Source organism: Rhizobium sp. Leaf384, assembly GCF_001424065.1.
In the GTDB taxonomy this organism is placed as follows: Bacteria; Pseudomonadota; Alphaproteobacteria; order Rhizobiales; family Rhizobiaceae; genus Ferranicluibacter.
This window is the reverse complement of sequence record NZ_LMQE01000006.1, coordinates 448184-464551: the sequence shown is the minus strand read 5'-3', so window position 1 is coordinate 464551 and position 16368 is coordinate 448184. Positions and strand designations below refer to the sequence as shown.

The 16368-nt window shown below is 61.6% G+C and carries 12 protein-coding genes and 1 pseudogene; 11 read left to right on the top strand and 2 right to left on the bottom strand.

The features are described from left to right. The first annotated feature begins 2 nt into the window (after positions 1-2). Entirely contained in the window at positions 3-968 is a 966-nt protein-coding gene (locus ASG25_RS15670; RefSeq protein ID WP_062475666.1) for a glycosyltransferase family 2 protein, read from the top strand. 72 nt (positions 969-1040) lie between these two features. Here ASG25_RS15670 and glmS read toward each other — a convergent pair whose 3' ends face one another. Next, positions 1041-2864, bottom strand: a complete 1824-nt coding sequence (gene glmS, locus ASG25_RS15665; protein ID WP_062475663.1) for a glutamine--fructose-6-phosphate transaminase (isomerizing) — start codon at positions 2862-2864, stop codon at positions 1041-1043. 610 nt (positions 2865-3474) lie between these two features. Here glmS and ASG25_RS15660 point away from each other — a divergent pair. The 4 genes and pseudogenes from ASG25_RS15660 (at position 3475) to ASG25_RS15645 (ending at position 8399) form a co-directional block, all read left to right on the top strand. After that, positions 3475-4212: a response regulator transcription factor gene (locus ASG25_RS15660; RefSeq protein WP_244475209.1), complete on the top strand. Its 738-nt coding sequence runs from the start codon at positions 3475-3477 to the stop codon at positions 4210-4212. Between the two features lie 151 nt (positions 4213-4363). Further along, positions 4364-5686 (top strand): annotated as a pseudogene (locus ASG25_RS15655) (glutamate-1-semialdehyde 2,1-aminomutase); the annotation flags it as partial. Between the two features lie 304 nt (positions 5687-5990). Beyond that, positions 5991-7058, top strand: a complete 1068-nt coding sequence (locus ASG25_RS15650) for an SDR family oxidoreductase (RefSeq protein ID WP_062475659.1) — start codon at positions 5991-5993, stop codon at positions 7056-7058. A gap of 3 nt (positions 7059-7061) precedes the next feature. Then, a complete protein-coding gene (locus ASG25_RS15645) occupies positions 7062-8399 on the top strand; it encodes a DUF4910 domain-containing protein (RefSeq protein WP_062475656.1) in 1338 nt (445 codons plus the stop codon). Here ASG25_RS15645 and rfbC read toward each other — a convergent pair. Further along, positions 8379-8936, bottom strand: a complete 558-nt coding sequence (gene rfbC / locus ASG25_RS15640; RefSeq protein ID WP_062475651.1) for a dTDP-4-dehydrorhamnose 3,5-epimerase — start codon at positions 8934-8936, stop codon at positions 8379-8381. The two genes, ASG25_RS15645 and rfbC, sit on opposite strands and share 21 nt — an antisense overlap. A 319-nt stretch (positions 8937-9255) precedes the next feature. On the opposite strand from rfbC, the gene ASG25_RS15635 reads away from it, so the two are divergent. From ASG25_RS15635 to ASG25_RS15610, 6 genes are all read left to right on the top strand, one after another. Continuing rightward, positions 9256-10548, top strand: coding sequence for a class I SAM-dependent methyltransferase (locus tag ASG25_RS15635; protein ID WP_062475648.1), 1293 nt, complete (start codon positions 9256-9258; stop codon positions 10546-10548). Beyond that, positions 10545-11357: a glucose-1-phosphate cytidylyltransferase gene (locus ASG25_RS15630; protein WP_062475644.1), complete on the top strand. Its 813-nt coding sequence runs from the start codon at positions 10545-10547 to the stop codon at positions 11355-11357. The genes ASG25_RS15635 and ASG25_RS15630 overlap by 4 nt, the downstream gene beginning before the upstream one ends. Continuing rightward, positions 11354-12007, top strand: coding sequence for a PIG-L deacetylase family protein (locus tag ASG25_RS15625; protein WP_062475642.1), 654 nt, complete (start codon positions 11354-11356; stop codon positions 12005-12007). The genes ASG25_RS15630 and ASG25_RS15625 overlap by 4 nt, the downstream gene beginning before the upstream one ends. A gap of 69 nt (positions 12008-12076) precedes the next feature. After that, entirely contained in the window at positions 12077-12841 is a 765-nt protein-coding gene (locus ASG25_RS15620; protein WP_082475644.1) for a response regulator transcription factor, read from the top strand. Between the two features lie 38 nt (positions 12842-12879). Further along, positions 12880-15030, top strand: coding sequence for a polysaccharide biosynthesis tyrosine autokinase (locus tag ASG25_RS15615; RefSeq protein WP_062475639.1), 2151 nt, complete (start codon positions 12880-12882; stop codon positions 15028-15030). Between the two features lie 2 nt (positions 15031-15032). Beyond that, complete coding sequence (locus ASG25_RS15610; RefSeq protein WP_062475636.1) at positions 15033-16313, top strand: polysaccharide biosynthesis/export family protein; 1281 nt, start codon at positions 15033-15035, stop codon at positions 16311-16313. The last annotated feature ends 55 nt before the right edge of the window (positions 16314-16368 follow it).

The window sequence follows — 16368 nt, the reverse complement described above, 5'->3', positions numbered from 1 at the left end:
CCATGTCGAGCATCGATGTCGTCGTCCCGAACTACAACTACGGTCGATATCTGAGGGCTTGCGTGCAGAGCGTGCTGGATCAGCAGTCCGTCACGGTCCGCGTCCTGATCGTCGATAATGCCTCGACCGACGACAGCGCCGCGATCGCGACCGCGCTTGCCGCCGAAGACGAACGGGTTCACGTCGTCCTGCGGTCGCGGAACTTGGGTACACATGCCTCCTTCAACCAGGGAATCGACTGGGCGGAGGCGGACTACTTCCTTCTGTTGTGCGCGGACGACGTGCTGTCGCCAGGCGCGCTCAGCCGCGCCCTGCATGTCTTGGACAGTGATCGGTCTCTCTCGTTCTGTCACGGCCGTGACGTGCCGCTCCGCGGCGACCTGCCCATGCCTTCGATCGCGCTTCAAGGGGATATGCCTGCCTACCGACGCGTCGGCACCCGGGCATTCATCGCGCGCTTCTGCAGGATGGGTGTCTTTCAGATCTCGAGCCCCACCGTCGTCGTGCGAACCTGCGTGCAGAAACGTGCCGGCCATTATCGCGAGACCCTGCCGCACACCGATGATTACGAGATGTGGCTGCGGCTGGCTTTGCACGGACCGGTGGCGGAACTTGACTGCGTCCAGGCCGGTCTGCGCTCGCACGACTGCAACCGCTCAAAGCTCCTGGTAAACGACGAACTGCAGCACATCCTTCACACGATCCAAGCCGCCCAATCCTTCTTCGATCACGAGGGGGGCGCCATGAAGCGCGGACGGAGCCTGCGCCGACAGGCCCTGCAGGGCCTCGCCCATCGCGCCTATTGGTGCGGGGTTATCCAGTTCCTGCGTGAGGGAACCAAGGCGTCGGATTATTTCCGGCTCGCCTTCCGGCTTTCACCGATCGTCGCCATTCTTCCGCCGATCGCCTATCTCCTCAGCCGTCCCGACCGATTGCGGCGGTTTGTGTCGCTGCCCCGTTTGGAATGAAGCCGGGTCGGCGCCTGTTATAAGCCGGCGACGATCGGGTGCATGCGCGCGAATGAACCAGCAAGACGGGCGCTATTCGACCGTTACCGACTTGGCGAGATTGCGGGGTTGATCGACATCCGTGCCCATGAGCACGGCCGTATGATAGGCCAGCATCTGGAGCGGCAGGGCAAAGATCATCGGGGCGATGATATCGTCCACCTGCGGCAGAACGATCGTTGCGAAGGTTGCAAGATGCGATCTGGCTGATCCGGCTTCGTCGGTGATGAAAATAATCTTGCCGCCACGGGCAGCGACTTCCTGCATGTTGGAGACCGTCTTTTCAAAGAAGCGGTCATAGGGCGCAATCACGATGACCGGCATGCTGTCGTCGACAAGGGCGATGGGCCCATGCTTCAGTTCGCCTGCGGCATACCCTTCGGCATGGATGTAGGCGATCTCCTTGAGTTTGAGGGCGCCCTCCAGAGCGAGAGGGTAGCTGGTGCCGCGGCCGATATAGAGAACATGGCGGAAACGGCAGAGATGTGACGCCAGCTCTTCGATCTGCGGCTTCAGATCAGTCAGAACATGGGTCATGACCCTGGGCACTTCGATGAGATGCCCGACGAGCGCCTGTTCCTGCGGTGCGTCGATCATCCCGCGGCGAAGTCCCGCCGCGATGGCAAGGCAGGTAAAAACTGCCAGCTGGCAGGTAAAGGCCTTGGTCGAGGCGACGCCAATCTCGGGACCGGCCACGATGGGGAACACGGCGTCGGCCTCTCGGGCGATGGTCGAGCCTTCGACATTGACGACCGCGCCGGTTGCCATTCCGCTTGTCCGGCAAGCGTGCAGCGCCGCAAGCGTATCTGCGGTTTCGCCCGACTGCGAGACGAAGAGAGCCGCATCACCGACGCGATTTCGCAGATCGCGGTAGCGCAGCTCGGACGCGACCTCGGTTACCGCGGGCAGGCCGGAATAGCGTTCGAAGTAGGATTTGCCGATGCATCCGGCGAGGTAGGCCGTCCCGCAGGCGGATATCGTCACGCCAGTCATGGCAGAAAAATCCATCGCGTGTCCGACCTTGATGCGTCTTGTGGCAAAATCGACGTAGCTCGCCAGCACACGGGAGATCGCCTCCGGCTGTTCGGTGATCTCTTTCTCCATGAAATGCCTGTGTTGGCCCTTGTCCGTCAGATACGCGCAGCTCTGTGCTATCTGCCGCGCTCGCTGAACCCGATGACCGCAGGCATCGAGGAGCGTCGCCTCATCCCGGGTGATGACGGCGCAATCGCCGTTTGCAAGATAGGTGACCTCGTTCGTGAAGGGGGCCAAAGCGACGGCATCCGAGCCGAAGAACATTTCGCCATGGCCGTGTCCGATCGCGAGCGGTGGCCCACAGCGCGCGGCCATCATCATGCCAGGATGCGACCGCAGCATGATGGCGAAGGCGTAAGCGCCGCGCAGACAGCGGAGCATCGCCAGCATGGCGGCAACAGGGTCGTGTCCGTCCGCCAAAGACCGCGCCAGCATATGCGCGAGGATCTCCGTATCCGTCTCGCTCTCGAAAAAGACGCCGTTCGCAGCAAGGTCTTGCCGGAGTTCGGAGAAGTTCTCGATAATGCCGTTGTGGACGATGCAGACATCCCCGACGACATGCGGATGCGCATTCGTTTCGTTTGCGATGCCGTGCGTCGCCCAGCGCGTATGCCCCAAGCCGATCGTGCCGTCGATCGGATCGGCGTCGAGCCGTTGCTGGAGGTTTGCCAGCTTTCCCGCCGCCCGGCGTCGCTCCATCCTGCCGCCTGCGATCGTGGCGATACCGGCGGAGTCATACCCCCGGTAATCCAGGCGCCGAAGAGCATCCACCAACCGGCCGGCAACCGGCTCGCCGCTAACTATACCGACCAGACCGCACATTCGCAGATCTCCCTGTCATCTTCACATACACCCATCTTCACGTACGCCCATTTTCACGTATGCCGGACTCTACAAGCCGGGCATCCAATTCCTATCGCGGCTTTGGGGGGTGAAACGACACCGTGTAAGTCTTTCGGACGACGATCAAAGCATTACCGGCCCTGCCAAAAGAGAAAAATGTGCGTTCACGAAATCGTGTACCGTTCTCTGTTGACTCGAAAGAGACGCTGTCGATTCCGGAAGAAGAACGGCTGCCGGAAGAGCAAAAACGTCTGTATTATCAGACAACATACAGGCGAAATCTGAATCCAAATTAACTATAGCGGAGACAGTCCTGTGAACGTCTGGTTGATCAGCTGTCAGATAATGGAATAGGTATATTCCGATCCTTAAAATTGGGCGTAATCCGTTTTAGTATTGGGAACCAACCCTTCGGGGGAGGAAGTATGAAGTGGGGTAGGCCCAATTTCATTGTTTCGGGTAGTGGGCGTCTTGCATGGGTTTGCGCACCGCGGATGAATCGTTCCGCTCGATGGATCGTGCGCACCCATTCCATTCCAATCGGTTTGTAAGAGCGTCGACAGCCGTTCAAAAACCTATGGGGGAAGCCATGATGTCAGCTGGAATTTCGACGAACAGTCACGTCACACGGACAAATCCGTTTCATGTCATCAGTGAAATCGATGCGCTCGGGCTCGAGCACTATGCATCCAAACTCGCCATCATCGATGATCGCGCCCTGGATCGGGAGTGCCTCGCGCAGAGCCTGATTGCGCACGGGCTGCGGATGGATGTCGAGCTGTTTTCAACGATTTCCCTTTGGCGAAAGGCGGCGAACGCTGCGCATGCCGGCGTGCTGATCAATATCGGCCGTGGCAATCTCAGCGAAGCCGCGTTCGTCGCCGACGTTCGGCGGCTGGTCGCCGACTATCCTGGCCTGCCGGTGGTCATCCTTGCGGAAAGCAGGGATCTTCGGCAGGTCATGCAGGCATTCGAGCTCGGCGTCCGCGGATATATCTCGTCGGCTATCGGACTGACGGTCTGCGTCGGTGCGATATCGCTGGCTGTCGCCGGCGGCGTGTTCATTTCGGCAGAGAACCTCGAAGATCTGCGCCAGCTCCTCCTCGTTGCCGAAAGCAGGGAGCGACGCCGGGCCGAGATCTTCACCGAGCGCGAGATGGATGTCATCGATGCTCTGACCAAGGGTAAGCCCAACAAGATCATCGCCTACGAGCTCAATTTGCGGGAAAGCACCGTCAAGGTCCATGTCCGCAACATCATGAAAAAGCTGCACGCCCGAAACCGGACGGAAATCATTTTCAAGATTTCCGCCATGTTCGACGCGTGACGCCGGCGCCAAAGGCGGAACGTCCAATTCGGGAAAATTCCGGTGCGAGACGTAAGCCTTTCGGCCGTGCGGCGCTGACAAACCGTCAGACTGTCATCCGCCGCGTTTGCTGAGATCCTGCCTATGGCATTGCCAGCCGGAGGAGGGGCCAATGAGAGAACTCATACAGAATTTCGACAACTCGAACCGTCTTCGTCAGCAAGCGCATCGCATCATACCCGGCGGCGCACATACCTATGCCAAGGGGGATGACCAGTATCCATTGCTGTCCCCAGGCTTCATCGTCAGTGGCTATGGCAGCCATGTGTGGGACGTGGATGCCAACGAGTACATCGAGTACGGCATGGGCAATCGGGCCGTGGGTCTCGGCCATGCTTACGCGCCTGTGCTCCAGGCCGTCACGAGCGAACTCGAGCGCGGCTGCAATTTTACACGTCCGTCGAGAATAGAGGTCGAATGCGCTTCGGCGTTTCTGGAAACGGTGCCGTCCGCCGAGATGGTGAAGTTTTGCAAGAACGGGTCCGACGCGACATCGGCAGCGATCCGCCTCGCCCGTGCTGCGACGGGCCGAGATCTCGTCGCGATATGCCGCGACCATCCCTTCTTCTCCACCGATGACTGGTTCATCGGCACGACGCCCATGAATGCCGGCATCCCCGACGCCGTCCGAAACCTGACGGTCGGCTTCCGGTACAACGATCTCGAGAGCGCGCGGAACCTGTTCAAACGCTATCCAGGCAGGATCGCAGCGCTCATTCTCGAGCCTTCGCGGGGGGAAGATCCAGAGGATCGTTATCTGCACAAGCTCCAGGCGCTCTGTCACGAGAATGGCGCGCTTCTTATTCTCGACGAGATGATCACCGGCTTCCGTTGGCACAGCGGCGGGGCCCAGCATGTCTACGACATCGTTCCGGATCTCTCGTGTTTCGGCAAGGCGCTCGGGAATGGCTTTGCCATTTCCGCCCTGGCCGGCAAACGGGAGTTCATGGATCTCGGCGGGATCGAGCAGACGGGCGCGCCGCGCGTGTTTCTGCTGTCCACGACGCACGGCGCCGAAACCCATGCCATGGCTGCCGCCATCGCCACGATGGAGGTCTACAGGCACGAACCCGTCATCGAGCATCTTGTTCGACAAGGCACGAAGCTGAGGAATGCCCTGAACCAGGTCGCGACCGCGCATGGTCTGCAGAACCACTTCCATGTCTCGGGACATCCGGCCTGCCTGGTCTATGCGACGTTCGATGCCGCGGGCGAGCCGTCGCAGATGTTCCGCACCCTTTTTCTGCAGGAGATCATTCGGCGCGGCATCCTCGCGCCCTCGCTGGTGGTCAGCTACACGCATTCGGATGAGGACATCGAAAAGACGATCGACGCTATCAGCGAGGCGCTTGTGGTCTACAAGTGTGCGCTCGATCACAAGGTCGAGACGTTTCTCATGGGGCGACCGTCGGAACATGTGTTCCGCAGTTTCAACGCGAGACTGCCGCCACACCATGACGCTCCGGGTTCAGACGTTGCCGGGGCAAGTGTCGGCCTGGGGACCGGGCTGGGAATAGGCTTGAGAACCGGGTGGGGAGCCGACATGCAAACCGATGTGGAAGCGGGTGTCGCCGCAAGCATTGCAGGTGTTACCGGTCTGGCGGGGCGGATGGGCCAAAAGACGTAGATCCCGACGCACGTGCGACCATGGCATGCCGAGCGACGCCGTATGCGGCAATGTCCGGCCCCCGCGTCCCAGCGGTAGGCTTGCCTGTCCCGTAAATCGAGAGGAGACGGCAATGAAGGTCATGATTACCGGTCATCGCGGCTATATCGGCTCGGTCATGGTGCCCATCATCAGGGACGCCGGCCACGAGGTATACGGTTACGATTGCGAACTCTACCGTCGCTGCACCTATGCGCCGGGAGGCCCACTGCCGGAAGTCCCCGGTCTCTGCCAGGACGTGCGCGATATCACCGAAACCGATCTCAAGGGCTTCGACGCCGTCATTCACCTGGCCGCTCTCTCCAACGATCCTCTGAGCAACCTCAATCCCGAAAACACCTATGCGATCAACCACCACGCAAGCGTCCGCGTCGCGGCAGCGGCCAAGAAGGCGGGCGTGCGGCGCTTCCTCTTTGCATCATCCTGCAGCAATTACGGCGCGGCGGGATCGGGGCTTGTCGACGAAACAGCCACGCTCAACCCGGTAACCGACTATGGCCGTTCCAAGGTTCTCGCCGAGCACGACATTGGCCGCCTCGCCGACGGCAAATTCTGTCCCGTCTACCTGCGTCCGGCGACGGCGTTCGGCCTGTCGCCGATGCACCGCTTCGACATCGTCCTCAACAATCTCACTGCCTGGGCGGTGGCGGAAGGGGCGATCCGCCTGAAATCCGACGGTACGCCCTGGAGGCCGATCGTCCATATCGCGGACATCTCCCGTGCTTTTCTCGCGGCCTTGGAAGCCCCCGTCGATGTGGTTCACAATCAGGCCTTCAATGTCGGCCAGGAAACGCACAACTACCAGATCCGCGATATCGCTCAGATCGTCGCAGAGACGGTGCTCGACTGCCAGCTGACGTATGCAGCGGATGCCAGCCCGGACACGCGGTCTTATCGGGTGGATTTTTCCAAGATCGCCAGAGCTCTGCCGGCCTTTCGACCGGTCCACAGCGCCCGGGACGGTGCCAAGGAACTCTACCGCGCCTACACCAGCGCCAGCCTCGTGATGGCCGAGTTCGAAGGACCCCGATACCAGCGGATCGGCCAACTCCAAGACCTTATTGCGAATGGCGACATTGATCCGTCGCTGCGGCGGGTACCCCGGGCGGAAGGGGCCCGGCAGCTGCAGGCGGCGGTGTGATCCATGGATCTGACGACCGGCGCGTTTTGTCCGGCTGACGCCGCGGACGACCCGGACGGCGCGGCCATCTACGCGCTCGCCGCACGGCTCTATCCGATATGCCGCAGCATCACGGGGCAGGGCGTTCTCGATACGCTCGACATTCTCCGAGAGCATATCGACCTCAACGTGCACCGCGTCGCCACGGGGACGCCGGTGTTCGGCTGGACCGTTCCTCCCGAATGGATCGTGCGCGGCGCAAGCCTCAAGGGGCCATGCGGCCGAACAATCGTCGATTTCGCCGATCACACGCTTCACCTCGTCAACTACAGCACGCCCGTGCGGGCGCGATTGTCCCTCGACGAGCTGAAGCCACATCTCCATACGCTGCCGGAACAGCCGGACGTCATCCCCTACAAGACAGCCTATTACACGGACGCCTGGGGCTTTTGCATGCGGCACGACCGGTTCCTGGCGCTGGAAAAGGGCACCTACGAGGTCTGCATCGACACCGAAAAGGTGTCGGGACATCTCACCTTCGCCGATTATCTGCATCGAGGGCAGGTCGAGGACGAAGTGATCCTCTATGCCCACATCTGTCATCCGAGCCTGGCGAACGACAATTGTTCGGGGGTGGCCCTCCTGACCTGTCTTGCCGAACGCATGCGGGAGAGGTCGACCTACTACAGCTATCGGTTCATTTTTGCGCCGGGGACGATCGGCTCGCTCGCCTGGCTGCAGCGGAACGAGCAGAGGTTGAACAGGGTCAAGCATGGTCTCGTGCTGTCGTGCGTCGGGGACGGCGGCGGGCCGACCTACAAGCGCAGCCGGCAGGGCCGCGCGACGATCGATCGGGCGGCCGCCTGCGTTCGATGCGGTGCGGAGGAGGTTTCTCCGGCTCTCTCTGATTTCATCCCCTATGGCTACGATGAGCGTCAGTTCTGCTCGCCCGGCTTCAACCTGCCGGTCGGCCTGCTGCAAAGAAGCGCTTTCGGGACGTTCCCGCAATATCACACCTCCGCCGACAACCTCGACTTCATCCGACCAAGGCATCTCGGCGCCTCGTTCCGGATGGTTCAGGACATGCTGCAGATCCTGGAGGCCAACTGGACACCGCTCAACCTCGCGCCGAAAGGCGAGCCGCAGCTCGGGCGGTATGGCCTGTTTTCCCCGATGGGAGGCCACAAGGCCAACAGCGAGCGCGTCATGGCCTATCTCTGGGTGCTCAATCTGGCGGATGGCGACCACACTTTGCTCGATATATCCGAACGATCCGGCATGCCTTTCTCCGAGATCGCGGCTGCCGCAGACACGCTCCGGACCGTCGGGCTTGTGAGCAATCTAGGATTCGTCCGGCTGTAACAGCCCGGCCTTCTCGAGGAGCGGCCAGGCAAGGTCCCGTGACGAGAGCACCGCAGGGGGCGCCAGCCAGTCGATGCCGATGGCGGGATCGTCGTAGCGTAGGCCGCGGGCGCTGCCGGCGACGTACGGCGTGGAGATCATGTACGTGACCGCGACATCGTCGGTCAGGGACAGGAATCCGTGCGCAAAATCCTCCGGGATGAGAAACTGTGCTCCGTTTTCCTGCGAGAGAACTGTCGAGACCCAGCCGAGATAGGTCGGGGAGAGCGGACGCAGATCGACCGCAACGTCCCAGATGGCACCGCGTATGCAGGAAACGATCTTGGTTTCCTGATGGGGATGAGCCTGGAAGTGAAGGCCGCGCAACGTGTGCTTCCGCGTCGACAGCGAGACGCTGTGCTGGACGAAACGGTGCGGCAAGCCACGGCGTGCGAAGTCGTCGACGCAGAACGTGCGGGCAAAGGATCCGCGATGGTCCTCGATCCGTTCCGGCTCGACGATCCAGAGATCGCGAATAGGCGTCTCGGTGAAGTGCATCTGCAGGTCTCGCTTCCGGCCCCGCGGGCCGTTTCGGTGTCTCACGTCGGGCAAGAATTCCCGGATCGGCAGCACTTTGCAAAGACCGACATTGGTTGATCGTCTCCACCGAAAACATGAGGCGGGCCGGGTGCCGGCCCTCCCGTTGCCGAAGGAGGTAGAACCATAGGTAGACGTGGCGCAGAGAACCGCACGGGGTACGACTATTGGATGACCGCCTAAGCCTACGAGGCCCATCGTGCCCGATCTGTCTTCGTCATATTCTCGTTTTTACACTGCAGACGGGCGTTCCTGCAGGAATAAAACCGGGGGAATTTTGATGGATGCGCGATCGGATTCTGGACAATTCGGTGCAAGGACGGTGCTGGAACGCCGATGCCGGCTCTGCACCGCGCCTCTTCACCATACATTCGTCGATCTGGGGATGTCCCCGCCGTGCGAGAGCTTCCTGACAGCCGACACGCTCGACAATATGGAAAGCTACTATCCGCTGCATGCCTTTGTCTGCGAGGACTGCTTTCTCGTGCAACTGCCGGAGCATGTGTCGCCGCAGACCATTTTTGAGGAATATGCCTATTTCTCGTCCTACTCGGACAGCTGGGTCGCACACGCCAAGCGCTATTGCGATACCGTCGTTCCGCGCTTTTCGCTCGGACCCGCAAGCCTTGTCGTCGAGCTGGCCAGCAATGACGGCTATCTGCTGCAGCATCTCCTGGCGGACGGCATTCCGATCCTCGGGGTCGAGCCTGCGCTCAATGTCGCGCAGACCGCCATCGACAAGGGCATTCCGACGATCACCCAGTTCTTCGGGTCGCCTTTGGCACGGGAGATGGTTTCGAACGGGGACCAGGCCGATCTGATCATCGGAAACAACGTCCTTGCGCAGGTGCCCGATCTCAACGACTTCGTGGCCGGTATGGCGCTGCTGCTCAAGCCATACGGCGTCATCACCTTGGAATTTCCGCACATCGCCAAGCTGATCGCGGAGGGCCAGTACGATACCATCTACCACGAGCACTTTTCCTACTTCTCGCTGCTGACGATCGAGATCCTGGCGGCGCGGCACGGACTGAAGGTCTTCGACGTCGATCAGCTGCCGACCCATGGGGGATCGCTGCGGGTCTATCTTGCCCATGTCGGCAATCCCGTCGCCTGCGAGCCGAGCGTCGATCAGTTGCGCGATCAGGAACGCGCCGCCGGTCTCGGCGTTCTCGAGACCTACACGGCCTTCTGCCTGGCGGCCCGCAAGAGCAAGAAGGATCTGCTCTCCTTGCTCATCGCGCTCAAGAACGCGGGCAAATCGATCTGCGCCTATGGCGCGCCCGGCAAGGGCAACACGCTGCTGAACTACTGCGCGATCGGCACCGATTTCATCGACTTCGCCGTCGACCGCAACCCCTACAAGCACGGTCGCTTTACGCCCGGCATGCATATCCCGATCAGGCCGGTCGAGGCGCTCGCCCAGGCGCGGCCCGACTACGTCCTCATCCTGCCCTGGAACCTCAAGGCGGAGATCGTCGCGCAGATGAAATCGATCGGCGACTGGGGCGGCAAATTCATCGTCCCGATCCCGCAGGTTGCGGAAATCGATCCGAAGGAGCTCGTGTCATGAAAGTCGTTCTCTTCTGCGGCGGCCGCGGTACCCGGATACGGGAATATTCCGAGAGCGTGCCGAAGCCCCTGATCCCCCTCGGATCCCAGCCGATCCTGCGTCACGTCATGCAGTATTACGCCGGCTACGGTCATGAGGACTTCATTCTGTGCCTCGGCTACAAGGCCAATGTCATCAAGGACTTCTTCCTCAACAGCAAGCCCGAGACCTATGCCGATTGCGTCGTCTCCGGTTCCGGCCGGGTGGAAATGATGGCGGCGCCGACACCGGATTGGCGGGTGGCGCTGATCGATACCGGCATCTGGCGCAATATCGGCGAGCGGCTCTGGGCCGTGCGCGATCAGGTCCGGGGCGAGGAGATTTTCCTGGCCAACTACAGCGACGGCCTGACCGACGTCGATCTCGAAGACATGATCGAGCGGTTCCGGGCCAGCGACAAGCTGGCTTGCTTCCTCGCCGTGCGGCCGCCGCTGACCTACCATCTGGCCGATATCGACGCCTCCGGCCGCGTGCTGGAATTCCGGTCGTCCGAGACATCCGACATGTGGATCAATGCCGGCTTCTTCATCATGCGCAACGCGATCTTCGACTATATGCGCGAGGGCGAGGAACTTGTCCTCGAACCCTTCGCAAGGCTGATCGCCGACGACAAGCTGATGGCCTACAAACATGAGGGCTTCTGGCGGTCGATGGATACGCTGCGTGACTGGCAGACGCTGGAAGCGATGGTGGAGCGCGGCGACATGCCCTGGCTGTCTCGTGTCGCCCCGACCGGCTCGAGCGTCACCACATCGGTCGCTCAACCATGAAGCCGCTCTTCATGGCTTCACCGGGCGAGCGCCTGTCGATCCTTTGCCTCGGCGCCCATTCCGACGACATCGAAATCGGCGCGGGTGGAACGATCCTGGACCTGATCTCGAAGGGCGTCCTCCTCGACGTAACATGGTGTGTTCTGAGCGCCGGGAACCAGCGCGTTGCGGAAGCCCAGGAGTCCGCCACGGCGTTTCTGAAAGGCGCGGCGTCCGCAAGCGTGCGGGTAGCCGGCTTCGACGACAGTTTCTTCCCCAGCCAGAGCCGGGCGATCAAGGCCTGGCTGACTGATCTGCGCGATGAATGCAGCCCGGATCTCATTTTCACCCATGCCCGCGGAGATGCGCATCAGGATCATCGGGAAATCAGCCGGCTGACGGGAAACGTTTTCCGAGACCACCTCATCCTGGAATACGAGATACCCAAATGGGACGGGGATTTTTCGAGGCCGAATATCTACGTCCCCCTCAGCGACTATGCCCTCGACAGGAAGGTCGCCCTCCTGCTCGATCATTTCGGGACGCAGCGGTCGAAGGACTGGTTCGACGCCGAGACGTTCCGCGGACTTGCGCGCCTGCGGGGTGTCGAATGCCGAGCCCCGGCACGTTTTGCCGAGGCTTTCACGGTTAGAAAGATGACGCTTACCTAATAACTTGCCCGATCTGGCAGACCATCGCCGAAATCCATTCAGTCTGATCGCTTTTAGGAGTGCATTCAAATGAGTGTCGATATCGCCCGTTCTCACTTTATACCCCCCTTGGGTCGGCATCAGGACGATGCGCCCCTTGTCGCCCGAAGCGGCAATGGCGGACCCTACGCCCCTCTCGACGACGATGAAGGCTATGTCGCGCTGATCGACAAGCGCATGCTGGAACGAGAATGCCTCGCGCATAGTCTGGAATTTCACCGGATCGACCGGAAGATCCTGACATTCTCCGACCTTGCCGAATGGAGAACGGCAAGCCGCACGATCGGCGCTCCGTCCGCCGTTCTGTTCAACGCCGGCAATTCGGCCGTCGCCCCGCAGCAGCTTGTCGCCGAGATTGCCGAACTGGTCGATGCGATGGCACCTGCCGCCGTGGTCATCCTGTCCGACAATCACGATATCAACGTCATTTTGAACTTCATCGGAGTTGGCGTGCGGGGATGCATCCCGAGCAGCGTGTCCATCGACGTCTGTATCCAGGCCATAAGCCTCGCCATTGCAGGCGGTCGGTTTATCCCCGCCAGCAGTCTCCTCAGCGTTCGCGACCTGCTCGGCATCTCCACGCAGCAATCGGCGCCACCTCTCTCGTTCACGGACCGTCAGTCGGCCGTCGCCGAAGCCTTGCGGTGCGGGAAGGCGAACAAGGCCATCGCCAGCGAACTCAACCTATGCGAGAGCACGATCAAGGTTCACATCCGGAACATCATGAAGAAACTGGGTGCGACCAACCGAACGGAAGTTGCCTGCAAGATCGGCTCCATCGCGATCCAGAGATAGGGCAGACGTCACCATCAGAGCTCAAGGCGGGAAAACGCATGATCAGGAACACCGAACCGTCTTCCCAAGCGCGCGGAGGTCTGTCGCGTCTTGCCGGCCTCGTCTGGCAGCATCGCTTCCTCTTCACGGCTTGCCTTCTCCTCAGCGGGCTCGTTGCTGCTATGGGTTATATGCGCGCACCCAAGCGCTATCATTCGGAAACGGTGGTCGCGCTCGATGTTCGCAAACTCCAGGCCCTTCCCAGTGAATCCGTCATGGCTCCCCTTCCTCAGGAAAGCCCGGTTCTTCGCACGGAGATCGACATCATCGGATCCCGGTCGATGGCCGAGCGTGTCTATGCCAATCTCGGGCTGGGCCAGCCCGCCGCCGACATCAACGGCAAGAACAGCCGGTTTGCAACGGCGGTCAACGCGGATGGCCGCGCGAAGTCCGTCGACGAGCTCCTGGACAATGTCCGCGTCATGAACGATGGCCGCTCCTACACGATCTATATCTCCTACACGGCGCGAGACCCCGTCTTCGCCGCGACCGTCGCGAATGCATTCGCCACGGCCTATATCGACTACCAGATCGACCTCCAGACGACGGCGACGCGGCGGGTCAGCGAATGGCTCGGCGAACGACTGGTCAGCCTGCAGAAGAAGCTCGAAGTGTCCGAGCAAAGCGCCGCCGCTTTCCGCCAGAAGGAGGGGCTCGTCGGCGTGGGGGGCACCAACCTCCAGGCGCAGCAGCTGTCCGGATTGAACACCGAGCTGACGACGCTCCAGGCTCGGCTTGCCGAAGTCAGAGCTCGACTGGCAACGGCCACCGACGTGCTGCAGAAGGGGGAGGGGGTTGGCCTGACAGAGGTCCTATCGTCGCCGGCGATCCAGCTGTTGCGGGCAGAGCAGGCGCGGGTGGTCCGGGGTATTGCCGACATCGACCAGAGCGGCGCACGGATGAACCCGCAACGTCCTCAGCTCGAGTCCCAGCTTGCCTCTCTCAAGAGCCAGATTCACCAGGAGGTTCTGGAGATCGTGTCAAGCCTGCGCAACGAGATCGAAGTCAATCAGAGACAGCAGAGCGAGGTCTATCGCAATCTTCAGGATGTGCAGCATGTCATGTCGGTCGCCAGCATGGCGACGGTCCAGGCCGCCCAGCTCGAACGCGAGGCCAATGCCAACCGCTCGATCTATGAGACCTATCTTGCCCGCTACAAGCAGATGATCGAGCAGGACGGCATTGCCACCGCCGAGGCGCGGATCATCACCCGGGCCATGCCGCGCGCCAAGCCGGCCAGCCCGGACAAGGTGCTGTGGGCCCTGGGCGCGCTGCTTGCCGGCACAGCATGCGGTCTCGGGGCTGTCTGGCTGAGAGGTCTCAACTGCCGATCTATCGGGTCTGTTGCAACGCTCCAGCAGAAAACGGGCCTTTCCGTTTTCGGCCGCGTTCCGCGGATGCGGCCGGGCGAGATTCAGGTGGGCCCCGCGATGTTCAGCGGAAAGGCCAACGACTTCCACTGTGCGGTCGCCGAGATCCGGACGTCCATCCAGCTTGCGCAAACAACGCAGCAGGGCAAAAGTCAGGTCTTCGCGCTCACATCGTCGGCTCAAGGCGAAGGCAAGACCTTCATCGTCACCCACCTTGCGCGGTCATTGGCTTCGAGCGGGCTGAAGGTGCTGGTGATCGACGCCAATCTGCGGGATCCTTCGATCGGCGAAGCCTTCGGCGTCTTCAGCGCCTACCATCTGGCGCGCGCGGTCAAGGGAAACCTCGCATTCGACGACGTCCTCCACCGCGACCCCTTGTCTCCGGTCGATGTCATCGTGGCGGAACGGCAGGCCACGCCGCCCGACTTCATTCTCGGTGCCGTGAACTTCAAGCTTCTCATCGCAGAGATGCGGACGCGATACGACCTCGTGCTGATCGACTGCCCGTCCTGCACCTTCGAGCTCGACCTCGCGAGGATCGCCTGCATGGTGGATGCGGTCGCGTTCGTGGTCGATCCGGAACGGGCCGACAGCCTGGTTCTCCAGGCGGCCGCGGATCGTCTGCGTGCCAAGGGCGACCAGGTGCTGGGGATGGTGCTGAACGGTGTCCGCCGGCGCAAACCTCGATCACGCAACCGCGCGGGCCCCGTGATCCTCGATCCGGCCGGCAGCCGGCAGATGAAGCCCGGACCCCGGTCCGCGCTCTTGGCAGGAGAATAGCGATGCAGGTCGATTTGCGGTCCCGCTTGCCAGTGCCGAAGGCACGTCTGAAACCGATGCTGCACGCGGCTGTCGTGTTCTGGACGGTGGTGCTCACTGGTGCTGCCCCGGCGCAGGCTGCGGGCGTCCATCGCGTGATGGCCGGCGATGTCCTGATGATCTGGGTCTATGGCGATACCGGTCTCACCGGCGCTTTTCCTGTCGGCGAGGATGGCATGATCGGCTATCCCATCCTCGGAAACATCCCGGTTGCCGACAAGACCACAGTCGAGATCGGGGATGCTCTCGGGAAGGCCCTTGCCGAGCATGTACCGAATCTGTCCGTAGCGGTGACCGTGAAGGAGTACGCGCCCGTCTTTATCGTCGGAGAGATCCAGAAGCCCGGAAAATACGAGTTCCGCCCGGGAATGATCGCTCTGGAACTCTTCGCGCTCGGCGGCGGACTTCGGGACGTCGCCACGCGGACGGATGTATCGGGCGTGCAACTCATCGCGGCCCAGCAGGACTACGAGGACATGGCGCTCCAGCTGCTCGGGATGGAGGTCAAGCAGTCCCGGCTGGAAGCGGAACTGAACGATACGCCTTTCGATGAGAAGGCGATCAGCCTGTCCGGCCGCGATCCGCTTGTCGTGCAGCAGATGGCGCATGCGGAGGCCGGTATCTTCAACCTGCGTCTCGCCGCGCTGAAAAACGAACGCGACAATCTGGAGATCCAGAGCCGGAATTATGCGGAAGAGATCGAGACGCTGACGAAGACGGGCGCCTTGCGCAATCAACAGTTCGAATTGCTCCGCCAGGATGTGGATGCTGCGCAGGAACTCGTGACCAAGGGCGCATCCACGCAGTCGGCCCTGCGCGAGAGAAAGCGTGACCTTCTGGCGATGAACCAGCAGCTTCTGGAATTCGGATCCTATCTGGCGCGGGCCCAGCAGAACAAGAACGAGGTGGAGAGGCGGATCGCGGAGCTTTCAAGCATCCGCCACAACACCGCGGCCACGGAGCTCCGGGACATCCGGCTCGAGATACTGCGCCTGCGGCAGAAAATGACCTTCAGCGGCCAGACCATGGCCGAAATCGGCCTGACGGCCAAGCGCGTCAATGCGATCGAGGACACTGTCGAAACCGCGTTCGCCCTCGTGCGGCTGGTCAACGGAGCCTACCAGGAGACCGCGATTGACGAGCATACGGCCCTCCAGTCCGGCGATGTCATTCGCGTTCGCCTCGTTGCACATCGGCCCGGAGCGCGTTCCGCCGCATCGCCGACGCGACAAGCGCTGCGCTGATCCGTTCCGGACGGCAACAACGGGATGGCGTCGACAGACCTTCGGCGCCGACCTG